This is a genomic window from Serinicoccus kebangsaanensis (genome assembly GCF_008919445.1).
In the GTDB taxonomy this organism is placed as follows: Bacteria; Actinomycetota; Actinomycetes; order Actinomycetales; family Dermatophilaceae; genus Ornithinicoccus; species Ornithinicoccus kebangsaanensis.
In genome coordinates, this window is sequence record NZ_VSLG01000001.1 from 385,260 (window position 1) to 411,683 (window position 26,424).

Sequence of the window (26,424 nt, forward strand, 5' to 3'; positions counted from 1 at the left end):
AACCACGAGCGACGCTCGGTCGGGGGTGGGCGGTCAGGGGTGGGCGGTGAGCGCCTCGACCAGGATCGGGACCACGAGCTCGCGCTGCCACGGGCGGGCGCCCAGCTCGGCCGTCGCGGCGTCCACCGCGTCGGCGTCATGCTCCTCGGGCGGACGCCACAGCACCCGCCGGACGACGTCGGGGGTCATGAGGTTCTCGACCGGGATCTCCAGCCGGTCGGACAGGTCGGCGAGGTCGGCCCGCACCCGGGTGAGCCGCTCCGCGGCGGCCGGCTCCCGCTCGGCCCAGGCGCGCGGGGGCGGCGGCGTGTCGCCGCGACGCGCCGGCTCGGGGAGCTCCTCCTCGGGCAGCTGGGCCGCGGTCTTGATCGCGGCGAGCCAGGCCCGCTGGTGCCGGAGCAGCCCCTGCTCGGCCCGTCGCTGCCGGGTGCGCGAGCTCTCCTTGCGGTCCGACCCCAGCCCGGAGGCCTGCGCCGGCATCCGGTGGGCCAGGTCGATGAGCGTGCCGTCCGGCAGCACCCGTGCCGCGGGCACGTCCCGCTCCTGCGCGATCCGGTCGCGCGTCAGCCACAGCTCCCGCAGCGCGCCCAGGGCGCGCCGCTTGCGCAGCCGGTGCACGCCGGTCGTCCGGCGCCAGGCGTCGGGGTCGTCCGGCCCGGGCGGCCCGGTGAAGTGGCACAGCGCGGCGAACTCCTGCTCCGCCCAGTCCAGCTTGCCCTGCTCGCGCAGGTCGCGCTCCATCCGCTCGCGCAGCGGCACCAGCAGCTCGACGTCCAGCGCGGCATACCGCAGCCACGGCTCGGGCAGCGGCCGGGTGGACCAGTCGACCGCGGAGTGCTCCTTGGCGAGCGTCACCCCGAGGTAGTACTCGAGCACCGCCGACAGCCCGACCCGCGGCAACCCGGCCAGCCGCGCCCCGAGCTCGGTGTCGAAGAGCCCGCGGGGGCGCATACCGACCTCGGCCAGGCACGGGATGTCCTGGGTGGCCGCGTGCAGCACCCAGTCGGCCCCGGCCAGGGCCTCGTCGACATCGCCGAGACCGTCGAAGACGGTGGGGTCGACCAGCCACGTCCCGGCGCCCTCACGGCGCAGCTGGATGAGGTATGCCCGTTGGCCGTACCGGTAGCCCGACGCGCGTTCCGCGTCGACGGCGACCGGGCCGCGCCCCTCGTGCAGCGCGGCGAGCAGTGCCTCCTTGCCGGCGACGGTGTCCACCACGCCGGGTATGCCGTCGGGCGGCGTCTCGAGGCGCTCGTAGTCGCTGCCGGGGTCCTCGTCCGTGAGGTCTCGGGTCATCTCAGCGGCGGACCCCCGTGAGGGCCACCACACCGTCCGGGAGCGGGGGCAGACCCGCGAGGGTGCAGAGCAGGTCGCCCCACGCCCCGAGGTGGGCGGCGAGCTCACGGGCCTCGTCGCCGTCGGTGAGCACCGGGGTCCACGACGCGCGGATCTCCAGCTCGACGGTGGGCTGGCGGTCGGCGAGCGCCCCGAAGCTCTCCGAGGTGACGCAGGTGACCGTCCCGGCCGCGGCGGCCCACCCCAGGGCGGCCTCGTCCAGCGCGTCGGTCAGCCAGGACCACCCCGCCTGGCCCGCGAGCGGGTCGTGCCCGACCTCGGGCTCCATCTGCGCCTTGGCGTAGGTGACGGCGCGCCAGGTCCCCTCCCAGGGCTCCGGGCCGTCCGGGTCGTGCAGGACGACGAACCGCCCGGTGGCGATGGGGTCCTCGTCCTCGAGCCGGGAGGGGATCACCTCTCCGGACAGCGCCACGGCGTGCGGTGCCAGCCGGCTCGGCGCGGGCACCTCCTCCAGGATGAGCTCGGGCCTGACCTGTGCCGCCCGGATCCCCTCCAGGCCCCGCTGGAAGACACCCGGCTCGGGCGCGCCCTGGCCACCCGCGGCGCGCTGCCGCGGTCGCTGGTCGGAGATCCGGCTCACCACCCCTCCAGCCTAGGACGCCGGAGCCGTGGCCGACAGCAGCGCAACGCCGCGATCGACCGGCGACCGGTGCCCGACCCACCCCCACCCGTTCAGGGATATCTCATATATGTGATCTACAGTGGCAGGATGACTGAGAGCTACCTGTCCCGCATCGGGGGGCTGATCCGCGACGCCCGCCGCCACAAGGACCTCACCCAGGCCGAGCTGGCCGAGCTGCTGAGCACCAGCCAGAGCGCGGTCGCCCGGATCGAGCAGGGCAAGCAGAACCTCTCCCTGGAGATGATCGCGCGGATCGGCGAGAAGCTCGACTCGGAGATCGTCCAGGTCTCCTCGGGCATCCCGCAGAACCTGCGCATCGAGGGCGGCGTCAAGCTCTCCGGGGCGATCGACGTCCGGACCTCCAAGAACGCCGCGGTGGCCCTGCTCTGCGCCTCGCTGCTCAACAAGGGGCGGACCACGCTGCGCAACCTCGCCCGGATCGAGGAGGTCAACCGGATCACCGAGGTGCTGACCAGCATCGGCTTCAAGATCCGCTGGCTCCCGGACTCCTCCGACCTGGAGATCGTCCCGCCGGAGAAGATCGACCTGGGTTCGATGGACGAGGCCGCGGCCCGACGCACCCGCACCATCATCATGTTCCTCGGCCCGCTCATGCACGAGTTCGACGCCTTCGAGCTGCCGTATGCCGGTGGCTGCGACCTCGGCACCCGCACCGTCGAGCCGCACATGATCGCGCTGCGGCACTTCGGCCTCGACGTCACCGCGACCACGGGCAGCTACCACGCCACCGTGGACGACTCCGTCTCGCCGACCAAGCCGATCGTGCTCACCGAGCGCGGCGACACCGTGACCGAGAACGTCCTGCTGGCCGCGGCCCGGCACACCGGCACCACGGTGATCCGCAACGCCAGCTCCAACTACATGGTCCAGGACCTCTGCGTCTTCCTGCAGCAGCTCGGGGTGAGCATCGAGGGGATCGGCACCACCACCCTCACCGTCACCGGGGTGGACCGGGTCGACACCGACATCGAGTACGCCCCCTCCGAGGACCCGATCGAGGCGATGAGCCTGCTGGCCGCCGCCGTGGTGACCGGGAGCGAGATCACCATCCGGCGGGTGCCGATCGAGTTCATGGAGATCGAGCTCGCGGTCCTGGGCACCATGGGCTTCGAGTGCGACCTGTCCGAGGAGTACCCGAGCGCCAACGGGCATACCCGGCTGGTCGACCTCACCACCTCCCCCGGCCCGCTCAAGGCCCCGCTGGACAAGATCCACCCCCTCCCCTTCCCCGGGCTGAACATCGACAACCTGCCGTTCTTCGCCATCATCGCGGCGTGCGCGCAGGGGTCGACGCTCATCCACGACTGGGTCTACGAGAACCGCGCGATCTACCTCACCGAGCTCACGACGCTGGGCGCGAAGGTGCACCTGATGGACCCGCACCGGGTGATGATCGAGGGTCCGACGAAGTGGCGTGCCGGGGAGATCATGTGCCCGCCGGCGCTGCGCCCGGGGGTCGTCATCCTGCTCGCGATGCTGGCCGCGCCGGGCACGTCGGTGCTGCGCAACGTCTACGTCATCAACCGCGGCTACGAGGACCTCGCCTCCCGGCTGAACGCGCTCGGCGCCGAGATCCAGACCTTCCGCGACATCTGAGGTGGAGATCGTCTGGGACGAGCGGGGCGGCGCCACGGTCGTCCGGGACGGCCATCCCCAGTCCTACGTCGATCCCGACGACCCCGAGCTGCTCGTCTTCGAGTACGTCGAGCACCTCGCCCTGGTGCTGCGGGCGCTGCGTCCGGACCCGGCACCGCTCGCGGTGACGCACGTGGGCGGGGCCGGTATGACGCTGGCCCGGTGGGTGCACCGCACCCACCCCGGGTCGCCGCAGATCGTGCTGGAGCCGGACGCCGCCCTCACCGAGCTGGTGCGCCGCGAGCTCCCGCTCCCCCGCGGCCACCGGATCCGGGTGCGGCCGCAGACCGGCGAGACCGGCATCACCGGCCTCAAGGACGGGTCCGCCGACCTGGTCGTGGTCGACGCCTACGACGAGGGCCGCGTGCCCGCCGCGCTGGCGGGGCAGTCCTTCGCCCGGGAGGTCGACCGGGTGCTGGCGCCGGACGGCCTGCTGCTGGTGAACGGCGCGGACCTGCCCGGGCTGCGCTGGGTGGCCCGCCTCGGCTCCACGCTGCGCACGACGCTCCCCCAGGTGGGGCAGCTGCTGCTGCGCGAGGTCGCCACCGGCAAGCGCTACGGCAACGTGGTGCTCGTGGCCTCCCGGCAGCCGCTTGACGACGTGACCCTCACCCGCCAGGCGGCGCGGGCCACCTTCCCGACCCGGTGGCGACCCTCCCCTGAGGTGGCGGCCCTCGAACGGGGCGTCCGACCGTTCGGCGAGACCGGCGAGCCCTCGCCCGCCCCGCCTGACGCGGGCGCGCTGCGGCTGCGCTGACCTCGGGCGGTGGGTTCGGGGAAACCTCGCCGTCATCTGGCGGCCGTAGCCTGGAGGTATGCGTACCCGTGACGACATCGACGCCTGGCTCACCGACATGGACGGTGTCCTCGTGCACGAGAACCAGGCCCTGCCCGGGGCCCGTGCCCTCATCGACCACTGGGAGGTCACGCACACCCCCTACCTGGTCCTGACCAACAACTCGATCTTCACCGCGCGCGACCTCTCCGCCCGGCTGCACCGCTCCGGGCTGCCCGTGCCCGAGGAGCGGATCTGGACCAGCGCCCTGGCCACCGCCGACTTCCTCGCGACGCAGAAGCCCGGTGGGTCGGCCTACGTGGTGGGGCAGGCCGGGATCATCACCGCGCTGCACGAGGCCGGCTTCACGATGACCGAGAAGGGCGCCGACTTCGTCGTCATCGGCGAGACCCGGCAGTACTCCTTCGAGGCCATCACGACCGCCGTGCGGCTGGTGGCCGACGGAGCCCGGTTCATCGCGACCAACCCGGACGCCACCGGCCCCAGCGCCGACGGCATCCTCCCGGCGACGGGCGCGATCAGCGCGCTGGTCACCAAGGCCACCGGCCGGGAGCCCTACGTCGTGGGCAAGCCGAACCCGATGATGTTCCGCTCCGCCCTCAACGCCATCGGGGCGCACAGCGAGAGCACCGGGATGATCGGCGACCGGATGGACACCGACATCGTCGCCGGGATGGAGGCCGGGCTGCACACCGTGCTGGTGACCACCGGGATCAGCAGCCTGGACACGCTGGCGTCCTACCCGTTCCGCCCGGACGAGGTCCTGGGCGGCGTGGCCGAGCTGGTGCCCACCGACCCGGTCACCTCCGAGATCGAGCCGCCGCGCAGCGACGTCTGACCCGCCGCTGCGCAGCGGCTACCCTCGACGGGTGCGGACGGCATACCTGGACCACCCCGGTCCGATCCCGATGGCCCACCGCGGGTTCGACACCCGGCGCGCCGGGCTGGAGAACTCCATGCCCGCCTTCCAGGCGGCCGTCGACCTGGGCTACCGCTACGTCGAGACGGACGTGCACGCCACCCGGGACGGGGTCGTGGTGGCCTTCCACGACGAGCCGCTGGACCGGGTCACGGACCGTCGCGGCCTCATCCCCGAGCTGTCCTGGCGGGAGGTGTCCCGCGCCCTCATCGCCGGCCAGGAGCCGGTGCCTCGGCTGGAGGACCTGCTCGGCAGCTTCCCCGACCTTCGGGTCAACATCGACATCAAGACGCCCGGCGCGATCGTGCCGCTGGTGCGCGTCATCGAGCGGGTCAGAGCGCACGACCGGGTCTGCGTGACCAGCTTCTCGGACCAGCGGCGGGACGCGGCCGTGATGCGGCTCACCCGGCCGGTCGCCACCTCCGCCGGGCAGCGCAGCACCGCGTCCTTCCGTGCCGCCGCCGAGCTCCCGCCGCTGATCCGTGCCTCGGTGGCCGCGCGGGCGCTGCGCTCGGTCGACGCGCTCCAGGTGCCGCCGCACCACCACGGGATCGAGGTCGTCACCCCGAAGGCGCTCGCGGCGGCGCACGAGATCGGCAAGGCGGTGCACGTCTGGACGATCGACGACCCGGTGGAGATGCACCGGCTGCTCGACCTCGGCGTGGACGGCATCATGACCGACCGCGCGGACGTCCTCAAGGACGTGCTCACCGAGCGCGGCCAGTGGGTGGCCTGACGCCTTGACCTTGAAGTGGGGTCGAACGTCTATCGTCTGCCCATGAAGATCTCCGAGCTGTCACGGCGCTCCGGATTCCCCGCCTCGACGCTGCGCTTCTACGAGTCCGAGGGCCTGCTGCCCGTCTCCCGCTCGGCCAACGGATACCGAGACTACGGCGAGGCGGACGTCGACAGGCTGGCGTTCATCGCCCAGGCCAAGGACCTCGACCTTCCGCTCGCCGCGGTCCGCACCCTGGTCAGGGCGTGGGAGTCCGAGCCCTGTCAGGACGTCCGCGCGAAGTACCGCCCCGTGCTGCTCGAGCATGCCTCTCGGGTCGACGACCGCATCATCTCGCTCGAAGCCCTGCGGTCCACCCTGGATACGGCGCTCGAGAGGCTGGACGAACTTCCCGACCGCGAGCAGCCGTGCGACGCCGGCTGCGCCTTCCTCGACCGCACCCCGAGGACCGCGCCGGTCGTGGCGGAGCACCACCCGCCCCTGGCCTGCTCCCTCGACGGCGCCGACTACGGGGCGCGGGTCACGCAGTGGCGCGATCTGTTCACCGGATCCTCGTGGGTGGAGGTCGCCGACGGGGTGCGCGTGACCCTGCCGATCACCGCGCTCAGGCAGACCGCGGCCCTCGCGCAGGCGGAGCAGGTCTGCTGCGCCTTCTACGGCTTCCAGATCGACCTGCACGGCCCCACCCTCGACCTCACGATCACCGCGCCACCTGAGGCGCGACAGATGCTCGAGGACCTGCTCCCGACCCAGGAGGCCGCCCGATGATCGTCCTCCGGTCGATCCTCCTCTTCGGGATCGCCGCCCTCTTCGAGATCGGCGGCGCCTGGCTCGTGTGGCAAGGGGTGCGGGAGCACAAGGGGTGGGTCTGGATCGGCGCGGGGGTCATCGCCCTCGGGCTCTACGGCTTCTTCGCCACCCTGCAGCCCGATGCCCACTTCGGCCGCATCCTCGCCGCCTACGGCGGCATCTTCGTCGCCGGGTCTCTCGCCTGGGGGATGGCCGTCGACGGCTTCGAGCCAGACCGGTGGGACGTCATCGGAGCCCTGGTCTGCCTGGCCGGCGTCGCCATCATCATGTATGCGCCGCGACCCGCCTGACCGGACACCCGACACTCCGCGTCAGTAGACGTCCCGCTGGTAGCGCTTGCCGTCGCGCAGCGTGGCCAGGTAGTCCTCGGCCGCGTCGGCGTCCATCCGCCCGTGCTCGGCGACCACCTCGACGAGCGCGGCGTGCACGTCCTTGGCCATCCGGTTCGCGTCGCCGCAGACGTAGAGGTGGGCACCCTGCTCGAGCCAGGAGAACACCTCGGCCCCGTGCTGCCTGATCCGGTGCTGGACGTAGACCTTCTCCGCCTGGTCGCGGCTGAAGGCGACGTCCATCCGGGTCAGCAGCCCCGACCTGAGGTAGCCCTGGAACTCCACCTGGTAGAGGAAGTCCTGGGTGAAGTGCGGGTTGCCGAAGATCAGCCAGTTGTCGCCGTCGGCGCCCTGTGCGTCCCGCTCCTGCAGGAAGGCCCGGAAGGGCGCGATGCCGGTGCCCGGGCCGATCATGATGGTGGCCGCGCCGGGGTCGGCAGGCAGCCGGAAGTGGTCGTTCGGCTCGACGAAGACCCGGACGCTGTCCCCCTCCTCGGCGCGCCGCACGAAGCCGGAGCAGCCGCCGACGTGCTCGCGGCCGAAGTCGCGCCACTCGATGACGCCCACGGTCAGGTGCACCTCGTCCTCGACCTCCTGCTGGCTCGAGGCGATGGAGTACAGCCGCGGCTGCTGCTTGCGCAGCGAGTCCACCAGCTGCTGGGCGGTCACCTGCGCGGGGTGCTGGTGCACGATGTCGTAGATCTGCCGGGTCTCGAGGAAGGACCGCAGCGCCGCCTTGTCCTCGCCCAGCTCGGCCAGGGCCGGGACCGGGGTCGCGGCCGCCGCGGCATACTTCTCCACGAAGCCGGGGTAGGACTGGGTCAGCTCGAGGTCCTCCAGCAGCGCCTCGCGCAGCGGCTTGTCCTGCCCGCCGAGGGTGATCTCCTGCGCCCCGTCCAGGCCGAGCGCCTCCAGGAGGGAGTCGACCGACCCTGGGTCGTTGCTGAAGAAGACGCCGAGCGAGTCACCGGGCTGGTAGGCCAGGCCCGAGCCCTCGAGCAGGATCTCCACGTGCCGGACGTCCTTGGTGCTGTCCCGGCCGGTGATCTTCTGCACCTCGCCGACCTCGGCGACGAACGGGTTCCGCTTGGAGTATGCCGTGGGCGCGGTGGCGGCGAGCCCGGGCAGCTGCACCACGGTGCCCCCGGCGGGGGTGACGGCGTTGAGCTCGGGCTCGAAGACGTCCAGGGTGGTCTCGACCCACCCCGGGATCTGGTCCTCGTAGTCGACGTCGAGCAGCAGCCGCTCGGACACGACGCTGGCCCCCAGGGAGCGCAGCCGGTCCTCGAAGTCAACGGCGGCCTGGCAGTAGAACTCGTAGCTGGAGTCGCCGAGGCCGAGCACGGACACCTGTGCCCCGGAGAGGTCCGGCGCCTTCTTCGAGGCCAGGAAGGTGTGCAGCTTCTCGGCGCTCTCCGGCGGGTCGCCCTCCCCGTGGGTGGAGACGACCACGGCGACGAACTTCTCGTTCTTCAGCTGGTTCGGCTTGTAGTCCGCCATGTCGGTGAGCGCGACGGTCAGGCCGCGTGCCGACGCGGCGGCCGCGAGGTCGCCGGCGACGTGCTTGGCGTTGCCGGTCTGCGAGCCGTAGAGCACCGTGAGCGTCGCGGGCTCGGCGGCGCTGGCCGGCGGCGCGCCGGGTGCGCCGCCCGCGGTCTCGGCGCTGCCGGCGAGGTAGCCGCTCAGCCAGACCTTCTGCGTCGGCGTCAGGGTCGAGGCGAGCTCGAGCACCAGCTGGTGCTGCTCGGGCGACAGCGGGCTGCTGCCCTGGGTGAGCGCGCTGGTGGTGGTGGCCGTCATCGCGGGCCCTGCTCCACGTGCAGGCCGCACTCGCGGACCAGTCCGAAGAAGCGGGTGCTCTCCTCGGTCAGCTCCTCCGACGCCTTCCGGGTCGTGTGCGTGTCACCGATGCTCAGGTAGCCCTCGTGGAACAGCGGGTGGTAGGGCAGCTCGTGCTCGGTGAGGTAGCGGTGCACGTCGCGGCTGGTCCAGTCGATGATCGGGTGGACCTTGGCGCGGCCGTCCTGCCGCTCGACCGGCTGGCGGTCGGCCCGGCCGCTGGACTGCTCACGGCGCAGCCCGCTGAACCAGGTGTTGATGCCCAGCTCGTCCATCGCGCGCTGCATCGGCTCGACCTTGTTGATCCGGTTGTACTCCGTGATCCCGTCCACGCCCTGCTCCCAGAGCCGCCCGAACTTCGCCTCCTGCCAGGCCGGGGACAGCTCGGAGCGGTAGACGTGCAGGTTGAGGTCCAGCCGCTCGGTGAGCTCGTCGACGAAGCGGTAGGTCTCCGGGAAGAGGTAGCCGGTGTCGAAGAGGAGCACCGGCAGGTCCGGGACCCGCCGGGTCACCAGGTGCAGCATCACGGCCGACTGGACCCCGAAGCTCGAGGTGAGGGCATACCCGCCGGGCAGGTGCTGCATCGCCCAGTCGACCCGGTCCTGGGCGCTGGCGTCGCCGAGCCGCGCCGCGGCCGACCCGAGGTCGTGCGGCATCAGCGGGACGGTCGGGCAGCGGGCGTCGTTCCTGGCGAGAGCGGTCATGGTGTGTCCTTTTCGCTGCTCATGCATGGAAGTCGGTGCGGGAGACCTTGACCTCGGCCACGACCTCGGTGCGGATGAGGAAGTCGCCGAAGCCCTCTCCCTCCTCGCGCCCGGAGACCCAGGCCCCGATCAGCTGGTCCAGCTCGGTGAGGATGACCTCCGGGCTGACGTTCTCGCGGTAGAGCTTCGGCACGCGGGTGCCGACGCGGTTCCCGCCGAGGTGCAGGTTGTACTTGCCCGGGCCCTTCCCCACGAGGCCGACCTCGGCGAGCATGGCGCGGGAGCAGCCGTTCGGGCAGCCCGACACCCGCAGCACGATGTGGTCGTCCGGTATGCCGTGGCTCGCCAGCAGCCCCTCGACCTGCTCCACGAACTCGGGCAGGAAGCGCTCGGCCTCGGCCATCGCCAACGGGCAGGTGGGGAAGGACACGCAGGCCATCGAGTTGCGCAGCTGCGGGGTCGTGCTGTCGTCGACCAGGCCGTGCTCGCGGGCGAGGCGGTCGATGACCCGCTTCTGCCGCGGGGGGACGCCGGCGATGACGAGGTTCTGGTGGGCGGTCATCCGGAAGTGGCCCTGGTGGACCTCGGCGATCTTGCGCAGCCCGGTCTTGATCGGCGAGCCGGGCCGGTCCTTGATCCGGCCGTTGAGGATGAAGACGGTGAGGTGCCAGTTGCCGTCGTGACCCTTCACCCAGCCGAACCGGTCGCCCCGGGAGGTGAACTCATACGGCCGCGAGGGCTCGAAGGTGACGCCCGCCCGCCGCTCCACCTCGGCCCTGAAGACGTCCGTGCCCACCCGGTCGAGGGTGTACTTCGTCTTGGCGTTCTTGCGGTCGACCCGGTTGCCCCAGTCCCGCTGCACGGTGACGACGTGCTCGGCGACGGCGAGGGTGTGCTCGAGCGGGACGAAACCGAGGTCGTCCGCCCGGCGCGGGTAGGTCGCGGTGTCCCCGTGGGTCATCGCCAGGCCGCCGCCGACCAGGACGTTCCACCCGACGAGCTCGCCGTCCTCGACGATCCCGACGAAGTTGAGGTCGTTGGCGTGCACGTCGACCTCGTTGTTCGGTGGCAGCGAGACGGTCGTCTTGAACTTGCGCGGCAGGTAGGTGCTGCCCAGGATCGGCTCCTGCGTGCTCCTCGCCTTCTCGCCGTCGAGGAAGATCTCGACGTAGGCCTTGGTCCTGGGCAGCAGGTGCTCGGAGATCCGGGTGGACCACTCGTAGACCTCGGCGTGCAGCTGGGACTCCAGCGGGTTGCTCGTGCAGAGCACGTTGCGGTTGACGTCGCCGGCGGTGGCGATGGAGTCGATGCCGGCGGCGTTGATCGCGCGGTGGGTGTCCTTGATGTCGGGCTTGAAGACGCCGTGGTACTGGAACGTCTGCCGGGTCGTGAGCCGGACCGAGCCGTACATCGTGTGCTGCTCCGCCCAGTCCTCGACGACCAACCACTGCTCCGGGGTGATGACGCCGCCCGGCATCCGGGCCCGCAGCATGACGTTGATCAGCGGCTCGAGCTTCTGCTTCGCCCGCTCCGGACGCAGGTCCCGGTCGTCCTGCTGGTACATCCCGTGAAACCGGATGAGCTGGAAGTTGTCCGGCCCGAAGCCCCCGGTGATCTGGTCCCGCAGGTCCTCCTCGATGGTCCCGCGCAGGAAGTTGCTCTCGCCCTTGAGGCGCTCGTTGTCGGACAGCGGCCCGTCGACGATCAGCGGGCCGTGCTGCTGCTCGGGCATGGGTGCGGCTTTCGGTCGGGTGACACGGTCAGAGCAGGCACCCACGTCGGTGTGCCTGCTCATCGGTAAGCAAGGATTATGCCTAACCTTATTCCACGGCATGGACGTGAGGTCAACCACAGGCGCACCCGCACGTGCGTGAGATCGGTCACGGCCCCGCTACGGGACGTTGCGCTCCAGCTCCGCCAGCCACACGCGGGCGTTCGCGTCGGAGGGGGCGCGCCAGTCGCCGCGGGGCGAGAGGGCGCCCCCCGAGGACACCTTCGGGCCGTTCGGCAGCGCGGACCGCTTGAACTGGCTGAAGGCGAAGAACCTCTCGACGAAGAGCTGGAGCCAGCGGCGGATGGTCGGCAGGTCGTAGGCGTGGCGACCCTCGTCCGGGAAGCCGGGCGGCCACGGGCCCTGCTCCGCGTCCCGCCACGCGTGCCAGGCGAGGAAGGCGACCCGGCTGGGGGGCATACCGAAGCGGATGACGTGGTGCAGGGTGAAGTCCTGCAGCTCGTAGGGCCCGATCTTCTCCTGGGTCGACTGGACCCTGCCGTCCTCGCCGGCGGGGACCAGCTCCGGGGTGATCTCGGTGTCCAGGATCGAGGTGAGCACCCGGCCGGTCGCGTCGTCGAACATGCCCTCGCCGACCACCCAGCGGATGACGTGCTGGATCAGGGTCTTGGCCAGCCCGGAGTTGACGGTGTAGTGCGACATCTGGTCGCCCACGCCGTAGGTGCACCAGCCGAGGGCCAGCTCGGACAGGTCGCCGGTGCCGAGCACGATCCCCCCGCGCTGGTTGGCGGCGCGGAAGAGGAAGTCGGTCCGCAGCCCGGCCTGGACGTTCTCGAAGGTGACGTCGTAGACCGGCTCGCCGTCGGCGAACGGGTGCCCCAGGTCCTCCAGCATCTGCCGGGCCATCGGGGTGATGTCGATCTCCTCGAAGGTCACCCCCAGGGAGGCCGCGAGCTCGGTCGCGTTGTCCTTGGTGTGGTCGCTCGTGGCGAAGCCCGGCAGCGTGAAGGCGAGGATGTCGCTGCGCGGACGCCCCGCGCGGTCCATCGCCCGGGCCGCCACGATGAGCGCGTGGGTGGAGTCCAGGCCGCCGGAGACGCCGATCACCAGCTTGGGCTCGCCGATCGCGGCGAGCCGCTGCGCCAGCGCGGTGACCTGGATGCTGAACGTCTCGTAGCAGTCCAGCGCCACGTCGTCGGGGTCGTCGGGGACGAACGGGAAGCGGTCGACGACCCGCCTCAGCCCGATATCGGTCTGCGGCGGGTCCAGCACGAGGTCGAGCGTCCGGAAGCGGGTGACCCGCTCCCCCAACGCCCGGGCGTTGTCGTCGAAGCTGCCCTGGCGGGCCCGGTCCGCCCGGATCCGCATCAGGTCGACGTCGGCGACGCTGCGGTGCGCTCCCTGTCCGAAGCGCTCGGACTCCACCAGCAGCCGGCCCAGCTCGTGGACCATGGTCTGCCCGTCCCACGACAGGTCCGTCGAGGACTCGCCCTCCCCCGCGGCGGCGTAGGCGTAGGCGCAGAGCAGCCGGGCGCTGGACTGCGCGGCCAGGGCGTGCCGCTCCGCGGACTTCCCCACCGTGATCGGGCTGCCCGAGAGGTTCGCGACGACCGTGGCGCCGGCCAGGGCCGCCTCGGAGGACGGCGCCACCGGCACCCACAGGTCCTCGCAGACCTCCACGTGCAGCACCAGGCCGGGCACGTCGATCGCGCGGAAGAGCAGATCCGGCCCGAAGGGCACGTCCACCGCGTCGGCGTGGCTCCCCCGCGGGAGCCGGATCGTCTGGCCGTCGGTCCCGACGCCCATCGCGAAGTGACGCTTCTCGTAGAACTCGCGGTAATTCGGCAGGTACGACTTCGGGGCCACGCCCAGGATCTGACCGCGGTGGATCACGACCGCGCAGTTGTAGAGCCGGTTGCGGTGGCGCAGCGGTGCGCCCACCACCACGACGGGCAGCAGCTCGCGGCTCGCCTGCGCGATCGACCACAGCGCGGTCACCGTCGCGTCGAGGACGGCGTCCTGCATCAGCAGGTCGTCGATGGCATACCCGGTCAGCCCGAGCTCGGGGAAGACGGCGAGTGCGACGCCCTCGGCGTCGCACTCGCGGAGCTGGGCCATGGTGCGCTCGGCGTTCGTGGCCGGGTCGGCCAGCGCCACCGGCAAGGTGCACGCGGCGATGCGGGCGAAGCCCTGGTCGTAGGCGCTGTAGAACTCCACGGGCTCAGTCTGTCAGGCTCGGTGAGGCTCTCCGCGGTCCGCCGTGAAACACACAAGATGTAGGGGTTACATCCGTGTGGTTTTCGTGTATATAGTGTCTCGTGCAGCTGGTTCGGCCAGGGCACCCGGATCCGTCCGAGCGCCCCGGCCGTCGCAAGAGGGAACCCGGTGAGACTCCGGGACTGCCCCGCAGCGGTGAACGGGAACGACCGTCGCACATCAGGCACTGCGCCCCGACGGGGCGTGGGAAGCCGCGACCAGTAGGTCCGGGAGGCGAGAGCCGACCGGTCGCCCGTGAGTCCGAAGACCTGCCAGTGCACGGGCGCCCGGATGGCGTCCGTGGCTCGTGACCGCGTGGGACGGTCTGGGGCTGGAAGCGGCGTCCCCGCGACCTCCTCACCTCCCCCCGGACCCGGGCGCACCGACGCTGCACGAGTTCACGAGGGGTGAACGATGGTGAGTATCTCTGTCATCAAGCGCGACGGGAGCCGCGCTGACTACGACGGCCTGGAGATCGCGCGCTCGATCGAGGCAGCGGCACGCGGCCTGGACGACGCCGTGGTGCGGGCCACCCAGCTGCAGTCCGAGCTGGAGATCACGCTGTTCGACGGGATCACCAGCGAGCAGCTGGACGAGGCCGTCATCCAGGTCGCGCTGCAGAACGTCAAGGACGACCCGGCGTTCGACACCATCGCCTCGCGCCTGCTGGTGAAGACGATGTACAAGGCCGTCTTCGGCGACACCCGCGACCTGCTGGGTGAGGACGACCCCGAGGTCATCCGGTCCAAGCACCGGCAGTACTTCCCCGGCGTGGTCGCCAGGGGCGTGCGCACGGGCCTGCTCGACCCGCGGCTCACCGAGCTGTTCGACCTGGAGGTGCTCGCGGACGCGCTCGACCCCTCGCGCGACGACCTGCTCCGCTACATCGGTGCCCAGACCCTGCGCACCCGCTACGCCCTCAACGACTCCGACCGGGCCAAGACCGTCCTGGAGACGCCCCAGTTCTTCTGGATGCGGGTCTCGATGGGGCTGGCGCTGAACGAGGCCGACCCGACCGCCGCCGCGCTCCAGTTCTACGACGCCATGTCCCGGCTCGAGTACCTCGCCGCCGGCTCCACCCTGGTCAACGCCGGCACCGCCTACAGCCAGCTGTCCAACTGCTTCGTGATGCAGATGGAGGACGACATCGAGCACATCGCCAAGAGCGTGCGCGACGTCATGTGGCTCACGAAGGGCACCGGCGGCATCGGCATGTCGGTCTCCAAGCTGCGGTGCGAGGGCAGCCCGATCCGGTCCAACAACACGACCTCCACCGGCCCGATCCCCTTCATGCACACCATCGACTCGACCCTGCGCGCGGTCAGCCGCGGAGGCAAGAAGTTCGGCGCCCTGTGCTTCTACATGGAGAACTGGCACCTCGACTTCCCCGCGTTCCTCGACCTGCGGCAGAACTCGGGCGACCCCTACCGCCGCACCCGCACCGCGAACACCGCCGTCTGGCTGAGCGACGAGTTCATGAAGCGGGTGGCCGCGGACGACGAGTGGTTCCTCTTCGACCCGCTGGAGACGCCGGACCTGGTGGAGGCGACGGGCGCGGACTTCTCCGCCCGGTATGCCGGCTACGTCGCGCAGGCCAAGGCCGGCGAGCTACGGCACAAGAAGCTGCGCGCCCGCGAGCAGTGGAAGGCCATCCTGGTCTCGCTGCAGACCACCAGCCACCCGTGGCTGACCTGGAAGGACTCGATCAACACCCGGGCGCTCAACAACAACACCGGGACGATCCACTCCTCCAACCTGTGCACGGAGATCACCCTGCCGCAGGACCGCGACAACGTCTCGGTGTGCAACCTGGCGTCGATCAACCTGTCCCGACACGTCCACGGTCGGCACAGCACCGGCGACGTCACCATCGACTGGGACCGCCTGGCGCACTCCGCCCGGCTGGCCGTCCGGCAGCTGGACAACCTCATCGACATCACCATCAGCTCGGTGCCGGAGTCGGAGCGCTCCAACGAGCTCAACCGGGCGCTCGGCCTGGGTGTCATGGGCTTCACCGACGTCGTGGAGCGGTTGGGCCTGTCGTACGAGTCGCAGGAGGCCTACGAGCTGATCGACCGGCTGGTGGAGTTCGTGTCCTGGCACGCCATCGACGCGAGCGCCGACCTGGCCCGCGAGCGTGGGGCATACCCCACCTTCGAGGGCTCGCGGTGGAGCGAGGGGATGGTCCCCGTCGACACCCTGGAGCTGATGGAGCAGGACCGCGGCCTCACGGTCGAGGTCGACCGCAGCAGCACCATGGACTGGGACGCCCTGCGGGCGAAGGTCCAGGGTGGTATGCGCAACTCGACCCTCATGGCGATCGCCCCCACGGCGTCGATCGGTCTGGTCGCCGGCACCACGCCCGGCCTGGACCCGCAGTTCAGCCAGATCTTCAGCCGGGCCACCAGCGCCGGCAAGTTCCTCGAGGTGAACCGCAACCTGGTCGAGGACCTGCGCAAGCTGGGCCTGTGGGAGCAGGTGCGCGAGGACCTGCTCCGCCACCAGGGCGACCTGAGCAAGGTCGAGGGGGTGCCGGCCGAGCTCACCGAGATCTACCGCACCAGCTTCCAGCTCTCGCCGTATGCCTTCCTGCACGTGGCCGCCCGCGCGCAGAAGTGGATCGACCAGGCGATCAGCCGCAACATCTACCTCGCGAGCCGGGACGTCGGGTCGATGGCCGAGCTCTACTCCGCCGCGTGGCGGATGGGCGTGAAGACGACCTACTACCTGCACATGATGCCGCGCCACACCGCGGAGCAGTCGACGGTGAAGGTCAACAAGGCGGCCCAGCCGACCTCGAGCGGCAACGGCGGCGGAGGTGGCCGGCGCGGCTTCGGCGCGAGCGGCGGCTCCGGCACGCCGCGGCGTGGCTTCGGCGCGAGCGCCGCCACGTCCGTGACCGAGCCGCCACCGGTCTCGGCGCCGCCCCAGGCCGAGCAGCTGCCCGTCGTGGACGAGGTCGACGGCCAGCAGTGCCCCATCGACCCGATGGAGCGGTTGCAGTGCGAGTCCTGCCAGTGACCGCACCCCCCACATCTCGACCCTGCGAGAGGACGACCTGATGACCGACACGACCGAGACGAGCACCGGCATCCTCGGCACCGGGATCCGTGAGGGCCTGCTGCTCAAGCCCGTCACCTACCCCTGGGCCATGGAGCTCTACGACCAGGCGGTCGCCAACACCTGGTTCCCCAACGAGGTGCAGCTGGGCGAGGACCTGGGCGACTTCGACCGGATGAGCGAGGACGAGCGGCACGCGCTCACCTTCCTCATGAGCTACTTCAACCCGAACGAGCTCCTGGTCAACAAGGCGCTGGCGTTCGGGGTCTACCCCTACGTCAACGCCGCCGAGTGCCACCTCTACCTCGCGAAGCAGATGTGGGAGGAGGCCAACCACTGCATGAGCTTCGAGTACGTCCTCGAGACGTTCCCGATCGACCGGGAGGCGGCCTACAACTCGCACGTCGAGGTGCCGTCGATGGCGGCCAAGGAGGAGTTCGAGGTCCGGTTCATCCGGCGGATGACCGAGCAGACCCTGGACATCTCCACGACCGAGGGCAAGCAGGACTTCGTCCGCAACCTCGTGGCCTACAACGTCATCCTCGAGGGCATCTGGTTCTACTCCGGCTTCATGGTGGCGCTGAGCTTCCGGCAGCGGAACCTCCTGCGGAACTTCGGCTCGCTCATCGACTGGATCGTCCGGGACGAGAGCCTGCACCTGAAGTTCGGGATCAACCTGATCCTCACCGTGCTCGACGAGAACCCGGACGTCGCGACGCCGGCGTTCGCCGACGAGATCCGCGGGATGATCCTGCACGCGGTGGAGATGGAGGAGGCCTACAACCGGGACATGCTGCCGAACGGCATCCTCGGGCTCAACGCGGACTACATCAACACCTACGTCCGCTACCTCGCGGACCGGCGGCTCGAGGAGCTCGGGTTCGAGCCGGAGTACGGCGTGGCCAACCCGGCCAAGTGGATGGCCGCGGCCAACGACACCCTGCAGCTGGTCAACTTCTTCGAGTCGATCAACACCTCCTACGAGGTCAACACCCGCGCCGACTCCTGAGCGCGAGGCCCGCCAGGGCCCGCCGCCCGAGGGGCACGGAAGGAGTTCACCGACATGTCGTGCGTGACCTTCCTCACCGACGAGCAGCGCCGACGCCTGCACCTCGCGGCGCTGGACGGCTCCCCGGTGTCCACCTTCCGCTCGCCCGAGGTGACCGAGTCGACGCTGCGCCGGATCGCCGCGCTGGGCCAGGATCCCCGACCGGGGATCCGGGCCAGCGCCGCGGCCCACCGGCACGCCCCGCAGGACCTCCTGCACCTCCTCGCGGAGGACCCGGACACGAGGGTCCGGGTGGCGCTGGCCCGCAACGCGTGGGTCGGCGCGGACCTGCTGGGCCGGCTGGCCGGGGACGCGGCACCGGCGGTGCGCCAGTGGGTCGCGGTGCACACCTCCACCACACCCGCGGTGCGGGACCGGTTGGCGCAGGACGACGACGCCCAGGTGCGGGCCGTCGTCGCCATGGTCACGAGCAGCCGCTGAACTCCCAGAGCGAGGCGTGGCCGCCCTCGTCGACCAGGGTCCACGCCTCGCGCCAGCCCTCGTCCTCGTCCCCCGCACCGATCCCGACCGATCCCGGGGCACCGCTCCCCTTGCCCCCGTCCGGGTCGAGGTTGCGCAGGCCGGGGGTGGACTCCTCCCACTTGGCGTTCGCCGGGTCCTCGAAGGTGAGCGCGTCGGCATACACGTGGGTGACGCCCAGCGCGCGCACCGCCTCGCAGACGCTCGGGTCGCTGTCCCAGTCGTCGAAGCGGTCCATCAGCACCGCGCGCTCGGGGCTGTCCGGGATCGGGCTGAGCTGGGGGAAGACCACGTCGACGCCGGCGCGGTGCAGCAGGTAGGGCGACCCGGCGACCGGCTCCCCCAGCACCACGGCGCCCTCCGGCAGCGTCGAGCCGGCCCGGTCGACCATCGCGATCTCCTCCGGCTCCAGGATGGTCCCCCAGGCGATCGGCGACGTGGTGTAGGTCGAGGCCATGACCTGCACCTGGCTGGTCCACCGCAGGCCGGACGTGAGCACGACGAGCGCGACCACCAGCCCCGCGGCCACCCACTCCACCCGCACCCTGAGCTGACGCGACAGGCGGCCGCAGAGCCACCCTGCGGCACCACCGGCGAGCATGACGGCCGGGACGAGGACGAGCTGGTTGATCCGGGACGCCTGGGTGTACCAGAAGCCGGCGAGCACCCGCAGCGGCTGATCGGGCGGCCCGGCGGCGAGCAGGGTGAGCACCACCGCCACGACCAGGGACACCACCAGCCAGCGCGCGTGCCGCCACCGCACCGCGAGCGCGATCCCCAGCCACACCAGCAGGGTGACGACGAGGTTGACGGAGGTGATCTTGTAGACGTAGACCAGCGGGTGGTCGAGGGCCAGCGAGCCCATCCCCGGCAGGTAGGAGTCCTGCCCGCCACGCTGGTAGTCCATGATCGCCAGCACGGGCGGGAAGGTGAGCAGGAAGGCCGCCAGGCCGAGCACGGCGGCCGCCCCGGCCACCCCCACGACGATCGCGCTGGCGCGCCGCCCGAGCCGGAACTGCCGCCGCAGCTGCCGGACCAGCAGGACCGTCAGCACCGGGAGGGCCAGCAGGGCCAGCGAGAACAGGCCGGAGGCGTGCGCCAGGACGACGCCGGCGACCGCCCAGGCCAGCCCAAGGGCGAGGGACAGGTGCATGCGCCAGCGGAGCACGCCGCGGAAGGTCGCGATGAGCAGCGCGATCGTCCCCGGGACGCAGGCGGTGGACAGCGCGAACGGCCACACCGCGAGCATCGAGACCGCGACGGCCGGGAAGGTGACGAAGGTGGCGGCGAGGACCGGGGTCAGGATCGTGGGCAGGGCCCGGGCCGGCCAGACCACCCGGGCCAGGGCCACCAGGCCGGCGACCCAGATCACCGACCCGAGCACCAGCGAGGAGGCGTTGGCGGCCTCGGTGACGCCCCGGAAGCCCGGGGTGATGGCGACGAGGGAGTGCCAGACCGCGGGGTAGAACGGCGCCGCCTGCTCGGCATACATCGGCGAGAGCCCACCCAACGAGCTGGCGTTGCCCGTCTCCCGGACGAACCACAACGCGTTGAGGTGGAAGACCGCGTCCCAGGCCTGCGGCGGCTGGGAGGCCCGGCCCATCCCGGTCATCATGGCCGCCGCCAGGGTGCCGCCGCCGAGGGCCCAGGTGAGGGCGAGCCACCCGCGTTCGGCCGGCCGCAACGGGCCCTCCCCCGCCACGGTGATCCCCGTGGGGTCGTGCGTGCTGCCGAGAGCCCGGCCGATCAGGGCGGCGACGACGACCGCGAGGAGGGCGCCCACCCCGAAGGTCGCGAGCCCCCAGGGGAGACCGGCGACCTCGTAGCCGACGGCGAGCACCCCGGCCAGACCGGTCGTGACCGCCGGCCCGGCCCCCAGCGCGAGTAGCCCACGCGCCCCCAGGACCCGCAGCACGGCATACCCCGGCAGCACCCAGAGCACCGCCATCGCGACGATCCCGGGGGCCACGGCCACCCAGCCGACAGGGTCGCTCATGCGGTGACCGGCTCGCCCCCGCCGATGGTCAGGCGGGGCACGCCGACGAAGCGCTCGGGGTCGGTCACCCGGCGCCCGTCCAGCAGCACCCGCAACCCGGGCAGGTCCGTGGCGGCGAGGCGGGCATACTCCGGGTGGTCGGCCTGCACGATCGCGACGTCCACCGGCTCGCCCGGCTCCCCGGGCGCCCAGGCATAGGGCTCCCACCCGAACCCGCGCAGCTCCTCGGCGGAGTACATCGGGTCGTGCACCAGCACCTGCGCACCCCGCTCCCGCAGGGCGTCGACGGTCGCGAAGACACCGGAGAAGGCAGTTTCCTTGACCTTGCCGCGGTAGGACGCGCCGAGCACCACGACCCGCAGCCCCCGCAACGACCCGAGCAGCGCCTCCGCCCGGGAGACGGCATACCCCGGCATGGCGGCGTTCGCCTCCCGGGCGGTGCGGACCACCGTGGCCCCGGGGTCGGTGGAGAGGTAGAGGCGGGGGTAGACCGGGATGCAGTGGCCGCCCACCGCGATCCCCGGCTGGTGGATGTGGCTGTAGGGCTGGGAGTTGCAGGCCTCGATCACCCGGTGCACGTCGATGCCCGCGCCGTCGGCGAACCGGGCGAACTGGTTGGCCAGGCCGATGTTGACGTCCCGGTAGGTGGTCTCGGCGAGCTTGGCCATCTCGGCGGCCTCGGCGCTGCCCATGTCCCAGACGCCGTTCGGCCGGGGCAGGTCCTCCCGGACGTCGAAGTCGAGGACCGCCTCGTAGAACTCCCGCGCCCTGCGCGACTCCTCGTCGCCGAGCCCGCCCACCAGCTTGGGGTAGCGGCTCAGGTCGGCGAAGACCCGCCCGGTCAGCACCCGCTCCGGCGAGAAGACGAGGTCGAAGTCGGTGCCCTCGGTGAGCCCGGAGACCTCCTCGATCATCGGCCGCCACCGGTCCCGCGTGGTGCCGACGGGCAGGGTGGTCTCGTAGGAGATGAGCGGCCTGGTGTCCGGGGTGAGGTGGGCCGCCAGGCTCTCGGTCGCGCTGTCCATCCAGGCGAAGTCGGGCGCCCCGGTCGCCTCGTCGACGAAGAGCGGCACGACCACCACCACGGCGTCCGCCCCCGGTATGCCGTCGGCGTAGTCCGTCGTGGCCCGCAGCCTCCCGGCCGGCACCAGCTCGGCGAGCTTGTCGCCCAGGTGCGCCTCACCGGGGAACGGCTCGCGCCCGGCGTTGATCGCCGCCACAGTCTCGGTGTTGACGTCGATCCCGACGACCTCGTGCGTCTCGTCCGCGTCGGCGAACTGCACCGCGAGCGGCAACCCGATCTTGCCCATCGCGACCACGGCGATCTTCATCCCTGCTGTGTCCGTCCTCGTCGGGAACCCTGCCGGATCAGGATACGTGCGCCGGTGGCGACGCCCCCGGTGCGGCTCGGGACCGCATCGGGGATCATCGGTCCATGGCCCGCTCGACCTTCACCCTGCCCACGGACGACACCGCGATCCACGTCACCACCTGGCAGCCCGACACCGCGCCCCGCGCGGTGGTCCTGGTGGCGCACGGCATGGTGGAGCACGCCGCGCGCTACGCGCACCTGGCGCAGCGGCTCGCCGACCACGGGTATGCCGTCTACGCGCCCGACCACCGCGGCCACGGGCATACCGTGGCGGGACGGGGCGAGCACGGGGTGCTCGGCCACCTGGCCGACGCCGACGGGTTCGCCTCCGTCGTGGACGACCTGCTGGTGCTGGCCGAGCGGATCGAGGCCGAGCACCCCGACGTGCCGCTGGTGCTGCTCGGTCACAGCATGGGCTCCTTCCTCGCCCGGGCCTTCGCCGCCCGCTACGGGGACCGGTTGGCGGCGCTGATCCTCTCGGGGACGGCCGGGCCTCCGGGGCCGCTCGCCCTCCTGGGGCTGAAGGTCGCCTCGCTGGAGGCCCGGCTGCGGGGGCCACGGGCCACCAGCCACCTGATGTCGGCCCTGACCCTGGGGCCGTACAACGCGAAGTTCCGCCCGAACCGCACCCGGTCGGACTGGCTCTCCCGCGACGAGGAGCAGGTGGACGCCTACGAGGCCGACGTGCTGTCCGGGGCCACCGCGAGCGCCAGCTTCTACCGCGACCTGTTCACCGGGCTGCGCTGGGTGAGCGAGCCCTCGGTCGCGGCCCGGATGCCGAAGGACCTGCCGGTGCACCTCGTGGCCGGCGAGGTCGACCCGGTGGGCGGTGCCGCCGGCGTCGAGGAGGTGGCCGCGATCTTCCGCGACGTCGGCGTCCGCGACGTCACCACCCGGATCTGGCCGGGCGCCCGGCACGAGGTCTTCCACGAGACCAACCGGGACGAGGTCGAGACCGAGCTGCTGGCCTGGCTGGACGACCGCTTCCCGGCGGCCCCTGCCTCCCCGGCCTCCTGACCGGCCGCACGGTTTGCGCCGACCGACCGCACGGTTTGCGTCGACCGACCGCACGGATTGCGCGGGATGACGCAGAGTGTGCGGCCGGTGCACGCAAACTGTGCGGTCGGTGCACGCAAACTGTGCGGTCGGTGCGCGCAGAGTGTGCGGTCGGTCAATGAGTGCGGCGTCGGGTGGCGAGGAGCGAGGCGGTCATGAACCGTAGCGGGGCCTCGCGGTGCAGCGCGTGCCGCCACGACGACGGCAGCAGCGTGCGCGGGGTGCCGTGCCGCCGGCGCGCGTGCGCGAGCTCGACGAGGCGCGGGGCGGGGACGGCGGGGTCGAGGGCGGCGTCGAGCAGGTCGCGGTCCGCCAGGCTGAGCGGGTCCGCGCACCCGGGCGCGGCCTCGAGCACGCGGCGGGTGACGCGCGACAGCTCGGCCCGCTCCGCGGGGGTCCACCACGCGGGGTCGGGGCGGGTGAGGATGGCCCCGAAGACCTGGATCCGGAGCACCTTGGTGGCCACCGCCCGGCGCTGCGCCGTGGTCAGCCGCGACATCCAGGGCAGGTCCCAGAGCGCGTCCGCCGTCTCCAGCTGCTCGCGGATCGGGCGCGGGTCGGCGGTGATCCGGTCCGGGGCGTCGTCGTGGATGAGGTATGCCGGTGCGCCGTCCGCGAGCACCACCCGGGCTCGGGCGTAGAGGGCGGTCATCATCGGCAGGTCCTCCCCCACCCTGGCCCCCGGGTGGAGCCGCGCGCCCGGGAGGCGCAGGGCACCGCGGGAGATCAGGCCCAGGGGGGCGGAGCGGTAGCTGAGCCGGTCCCGCACCAGGTCCCGAGCCGCCTCTCCACGCCGGGTCGACGGGCGGGCCGGTGGCGTGGGGACACGTCGGCCGGCCAGCTGCAGGCGCGGGAGCACCACGACGGGCTCCTCCGGGTCCAGCCCCTCGGCGGCCGCCAGCCAGCCGGCCAGGGCACCGGGGGCCAGCGCGTCGTCGGAGCCCATGATCGCCACCCAGGGCGCGCTCGCGGCCTCGATCCCCGCGTTGAACGGTCCGCTCGGGCTCGGGACAGCGTCGTGCACCTCCAGCACCCGCACCTGCCGGTGGTCGGCGAGGTCGCCGAGCATCCCCCGCACGACCTCGCGCGGGAGGTTGTGCGCGACGACGCTGACCCGCACCGGCATACCCGTCGATCCGTCCAGCACGGACCGCACCGCGCGGCGCACCTCGCGCTCGGGGGTATGCACCGCGACCACGACGTCGACCAGCGGCTCGCGGCCGCTCGCCCCCACCGCGGTGGCTACATGCGGCCCGGGCAGCACCTGCCCACCGCGGTCGGGGAGGTGGTGTGCGGTGGGAAGCTGCGGCCCGGGCAGCACCTTCCCACCGCGGTGAGGAGGAGCGGCGGCGGTGACGCGGGCATACATCTCGTCCACCCGCCGGGCGTAGGCCTCCGCGCCGAACCGCTCGCGCACCTCCCCCGCGATGTCCTCGGCAGACGCGTGGGCCGCGTCCTGCCACACCCGCTCGACGGCGTCGGCCCACGCCTGCGCCGGTGCACCGGGTGGCAGCAGCGCACCCGCGGGCGGCGCCACGAAGTCGCGCGGACCCTCGACGTCGCCGACCACCACCGGCCGCCCGCAGGCCAACGCCTCCGCGGCGGCGAGGCAGAACGTCTCGGCCCGGGTCGGCAGGAGGAAGACGTCCGCACCGCCCAGGACGCGCCAGACCTCGGCCTGACCCAGCTCCCCGGTCAGTTGCAGCGGCACCCCGTGCGCCCGGGCCTCGCGCTCCAGCTCGTCGCGCAGCACGCCCTCCCCCACCCAGGTCAGCCGCGCGTCGACCCCCCGGGTCCGCAGCTCGGCCGCCGTGAGGACCGCACGCACCGGGTCCTTCCGCGGGATGAGCCCACCCACGCCCACCAGCTCCAGGGCTCCACGGTCCAGCAGATCCGCGTCGGGGCGCCGCCGCGGCACCAGCTGCGGCGGTCCGGCGACGATGTTGGGCACCACCCGGACCGGACCGCGGCGCAGCGAGCGGACCTGGCTCGCCAGCCCCTCCCCGACGACGGCCACCACGTCCGGGCGCGCGAGCAGGGGGCGCACGGCGTGCCGGGCCACCCGCAGCGACCGGGGCAGCGTGTCCGGCGCGCCCAGGCCGGACCAGTGCTCGGTGTGCACCCACGGGCGTGCCGGGCGTTGCGCCGCGAACGGCAGCAGCGACGAGATCGCCATCGTGTGGACCACGTCGGCCCCGCGCTCGAGCGCGGCGACCCGGCGGTATGCCCGCGCCACCTGGTCGGGGCGTCGCGGGTCCATGACCAGCCGCTGGACCGGCACCGAGGTCGTCGACGCTGCCGGGTCGCCTGACGGTGCGCCGCCGCCGGCGAGGTGCGGCACCACCAGGTGCAGCACGACGACCTCGTGCCGCACTGAGATCGCCGCCACGTCCCGCGCCACGAAGACACCGGTCGACGGGGACGACGCGGTCGGGAACCAGGTGGTCACGACCAGCACGCGCATACCCGCACGGTATCGCGCACCCCGCGTGAGCAGCGGAAACGGGCAGGCCGTGGTCCTCCGGCGCGCGTCCACCCGTCCTGGCTAGAGTCGGCCGGGTGAAGATCCTCTCCGTCGTCGGCGCCCGACCGCAGTTCGTCAAGCTCGCCCCGATCGCGGGCGAGTGCGCCGGGCGCGGTGTCGAGCACGTCATCGTGCACACCGGCCAGCACTACGACCCGATGCTGTCCGACGTCTTCTTCTCCGACCTGGGCATCCCGGACCCGGACGTCCACCTCGGCGTCGGCTCCGGCAGCCACGGTGTGCAGACCGGGGCGATCCTCGGTGCCCTGGACGAGGTGCTGGCGACGCACCGTCCCGACTGGGTGCTGGTCTACGGCGACACCAACTCCACGCTCGCGGGGGCGCTGTCGGCGGTCAAGCAGCAGCTGCGGGTGGCCCACCTCGAGGCCGGGCTGCGCTCGTTCAACCGCCGGATGCCGGAGGAGCACAACCGGGTGCTCACCGACCACGCCGCCGACCTGCTGCTGGCACCGACCCGGGTGGCGGCGGACCATCTGGCGACCGAGGGTCTGGCCGGGCGCACGGTGGTGGTCGGGGACGTGATGATCGACGTGCTCCACCGGGTCCGGGACGCCATGGTGGACACCGGTCGCGTGCTCGCCGACCTGGGTATGCCCGCCGGCGGCTTCTCCGTCGCCACCATCCACCGCGCGGAGAACACCGACGACCCGACACGCCTGGGCGCCATCATCACGGCGCTGCAGCAGATGGACCACCCGGTGGTGCTGCTGGCGCACCCGCGGCTGCGGGCGAAGGCGGCCGAGCACGGCCTGGACCTGGACGGCGGGGCGCTGGTGGCACGCGACCCGCTCCCCTATCCCCAGCTGGTCGGCGCGGTCAGCCAGGCGCGGGGCGTGATCACCGACTCCGGCGGCCTGCAGAAGGAGGCCTTCGCGCTGCGGGCGCCGTGCACCACGGTCCGGACCGAGACGGAGTGGGTCGAGACCGTCGAGCTGGGGTGGAACGTCCTGGTCGAGCCCGGCCCAGGGCTGCGGGAGGCCGCGTCCCGCCCGGCGCCCGGGCCGACCGACGCGACGCCCTACGGCGACGGCCGCGCGGCCGCGGCGGTGCTGGACGCCCTGCTGGCCCACTGAGGGGCACCGCTGTGCGCTCCCTCGTGTCCCGGGCGTGCC

General features: G+C 72.2%; 20 protein-coding genes and 1 riboswitch. Of the genes, 11 read left to right on the top strand and 9 right to left on the bottom strand.

The window, feature by feature from the left end:
- Window positions 1–33 precede the first annotated feature (33 nt).
- Both FXF60_RS01860 and FXF60_RS01865 read right to left on the bottom strand, forming a co-directional pair.
- Window positions 34–1,296 carry an HRDC domain-containing protein gene (locus FXF60_RS01860; RefSeq protein WP_151523526.1) on the bottom strand — a complete coding sequence of 421 codons (1,263 nt, stop codon included), beginning with the start codon at window positions 1,294–1,296 and terminating at the stop codon, window positions 34–36.
- Between the two features lies 1 nt (window position 1,297).
- Window positions 1,298–1,939, bottom strand: coding sequence for a DUF3000 domain-containing protein (locus tag FXF60_RS01865; protein WP_151523527.1), 642 nt, complete (start codon window positions 1,937–1,939; stop codon window positions 1,298–1,300).
- 126 nt (window positions 1,940–2,065) lie between these two features.
- On the opposite strand from FXF60_RS01865, the gene FXF60_RS01870 reads away from it, so the two are divergent.
- Genes FXF60_RS01870 through FXF60_RS01895 form a run of 6 tightly spaced genes read left to right on the top strand, consistent with a single transcriptional unit; the run spans window position 2,066 to window position 7,185 of the window.
- Window positions 2,066–3,595 (top strand): helix-turn-helix domain-containing protein, encoded by a 1,530-nt coding sequence (locus FXF60_RS01870; protein ID WP_151523528.1) that lies wholly within the window; start codon window positions 2,066–2,068, stop codon window positions 3,593–3,595.
- Window position 3,596: 1 nt separating this feature from the next.
- Window positions 3,597–4,391, top strand: a complete 795-nt coding sequence (locus FXF60_RS01875) for a spermidine synthase (RefSeq protein WP_151523529.1) — start codon at window positions 3,597–3,599, stop codon at window positions 4,389–4,391.
- Between the two features lie 58 nt (window positions 4,392–4,449).
- Window positions 4,450–5,268, top strand: a complete 819-nt coding sequence (locus tag FXF60_RS01880) for an HAD-IIA family hydrolase (protein WP_151523530.1) — start codon at window positions 4,450–4,452, stop codon at window positions 5,266–5,268.
- A 31-nt stretch (window positions 5,269–5,299) separates the two neighbouring features.
- A complete protein-coding gene (locus FXF60_RS01885) occupies window positions 5,300–6,085 on the top strand; it encodes a glycerophosphodiester phosphodiesterase family protein (RefSeq protein WP_151523531.1) in 786 nt (261 codons plus the stop codon).
- Window positions 6,086–6,127: 42 nt separating this feature from the next.
- The gene (locus FXF60_RS01890) at window positions 6,128–6,853 is read left to right on the top strand and encodes a MerR family transcriptional regulator (protein WP_151523532.1); all 726 of its coding nucleotides are present in this window, start codon (window positions 6,128–6,130) and stop codon (window positions 6,851–6,853) included.
- Entirely contained in the window at window positions 6,850–7,185 is a 336-nt protein-coding gene (locus tag FXF60_RS01895) for a YnfA family protein (protein ID WP_151523533.1), read from the top strand. Before FXF60_RS01890 ends, FXF60_RS01895 begins: the two co-directional genes overlap by 4 nt.
- Before the next feature lie 21 nt (window positions 7,186–7,206).
- Here the strand turns inward: FXF60_RS01895 and FXF60_RS01900 are convergent, their stop codons facing one another.
- From FXF60_RS01900 to FXF60_RS01915, 4 genes are all read right to left on the bottom strand, one after another.
- On the bottom strand, window positions 7,207–9,024 hold the full coding sequence (locus tag FXF60_RS01900; RefSeq protein ID WP_151523534.1) for an assimilatory sulfite reductase (NADPH) flavoprotein subunit: 1,818 nt from the start codon (window positions 9,022–9,024) through the stop codon (window positions 7,207–7,209).
- The gene (locus FXF60_RS01905) at window positions 9,021–9,767 is read right to left on the bottom strand and encodes a phosphoadenylyl-sulfate reductase (protein ID WP_151523535.1); all 747 of its coding nucleotides are present in this window, start codon (window positions 9,765–9,767) and stop codon (window positions 9,021–9,023) included. Before FXF60_RS01905 ends, FXF60_RS01900 begins: the two co-directional genes overlap by 4 nt.
- A gap of 19 nt (window positions 9,768–9,786) precedes the next feature.
- On the bottom strand, window positions 9,787–11,499 hold the full coding sequence (gene cysI / locus FXF60_RS01910) for an assimilatory sulfite reductase (NADPH) hemoprotein subunit (RefSeq protein ID WP_151523536.1): 1,713 nt from the start codon (window positions 11,497–11,499) through the stop codon (window positions 9,787–9,789).
- Window positions 11,500–11,658: 159 nt separating this feature from the next.
- Window positions 11,659–13,716: an NAD(+) synthase gene (locus FXF60_RS01915; RefSeq protein ID WP_151523537.1), complete on the bottom strand. Its 2,058-nt coding sequence runs from the start codon at window positions 13,714–13,716 to the stop codon at window positions 11,659–11,661.
- Window positions 13,717–13,806: 90 nt separating this feature from the next.
- A riboswitch (cobalamin riboswitch) is annotated at window positions 13,807–14,046 on the top strand.
- A gap of 123 nt (window positions 14,047–14,169) precedes the next feature.
- Between FXF60_RS01915 and FXF60_RS01920 the strand changes: the two genes are divergently transcribed.
- Genes FXF60_RS01920 through FXF60_RS01930 form a run of 3 tightly spaced genes read left to right on the top strand, consistent with a single transcriptional unit; the run spans window position 14,170 to window position 18,304 of the window.
- Window positions 14,170–16,776, top strand: a complete 2,607-nt coding sequence (locus FXF60_RS01920) for a ribonucleoside-diphosphate reductase subunit alpha (RefSeq protein WP_151523538.1) — start codon at window positions 14,170–14,172, stop codon at window positions 16,774–16,776.
- 40 nt (window positions 16,777–16,816) lie between these two features.
- On the top strand, window positions 16,817–17,824 hold the full coding sequence (locus FXF60_RS01925) for a ribonucleotide-diphosphate reductase subunit beta (RefSeq protein WP_151523539.1): 1,008 nt from the start codon (window positions 16,817–16,819) through the stop codon (window positions 17,822–17,824).
- Between the two features lie 54 nt (window positions 17,825–17,878).
- The gene (locus FXF60_RS01930) at window positions 17,879–18,304 is read left to right on the top strand and encodes a hypothetical protein (protein ID WP_151523540.1); all 426 of its coding nucleotides are present in this window, start codon (window positions 17,879–17,881) and stop codon (window positions 18,302–18,304) included.
- On the opposite strand, the gene FXF60_RS01935 is transcribed toward FXF60_RS01930, so the two are convergent.
- Together FXF60_RS01935 and FXF60_RS01940 are read right to left on the bottom strand one after the other, a co-directional pair.
- Window positions 18,288–20,339: a DUF6541 family protein gene (locus FXF60_RS01935; protein WP_151523541.1), complete on the bottom strand. Its 2,052-nt coding sequence runs from the start codon at window positions 20,337–20,339 to the stop codon at window positions 18,288–18,290. The two genes, FXF60_RS01930 and FXF60_RS01935, sit on opposite strands and share 17 nt — an antisense overlap.
- A complete protein-coding gene (locus FXF60_RS01940) occupies window positions 20,336–21,670 on the bottom strand; it encodes a nucleotide sugar dehydrogenase (RefSeq protein WP_151523542.1) in 1,335 nt (444 codons plus the stop codon). The genes FXF60_RS01935 and FXF60_RS01940 overlap by 4 nt, the downstream gene beginning before the upstream one ends.
- A 104-nt stretch (window positions 21,671–21,774) precedes the next feature.
- Between FXF60_RS01940 and FXF60_RS01945 the strand changes: the two genes are divergently transcribed.
- Complete coding sequence (locus tag FXF60_RS01945; protein WP_151523543.1) at window positions 21,775–22,728, top strand: alpha/beta hydrolase; 954 nt, start codon at window positions 21,775–21,777, stop codon at window positions 22,726–22,728.
- Between the two features lie 154 nt (window positions 22,729–22,882).
- Here the strand turns inward: FXF60_RS01945 and FXF60_RS01950 are convergent, their stop codons facing one another.
- A complete protein-coding gene (locus FXF60_RS01950) occupies window positions 22,883–25,231 on the bottom strand; it encodes a glycosyltransferase (RefSeq protein ID WP_151523544.1) in 2,349 nt (782 codons plus the stop codon).
- A 95-nt stretch (window positions 25,232–25,326) separates the two neighbouring features.
- Between FXF60_RS01950 and wecB the strand changes: the two genes are divergently transcribed.
- Window positions 25,327–26,385 (top strand): non-hydrolyzing UDP-N-acetylglucosamine 2-epimerase, encoded by a 1,059-nt coding sequence (gene wecB, locus FXF60_RS01955; protein WP_151523545.1) that lies wholly within the window; start codon window positions 25,327–25,329, stop codon window positions 26,383–26,385.
- Window positions 26,386–26,424 lie beyond the last annotated feature (39 nt).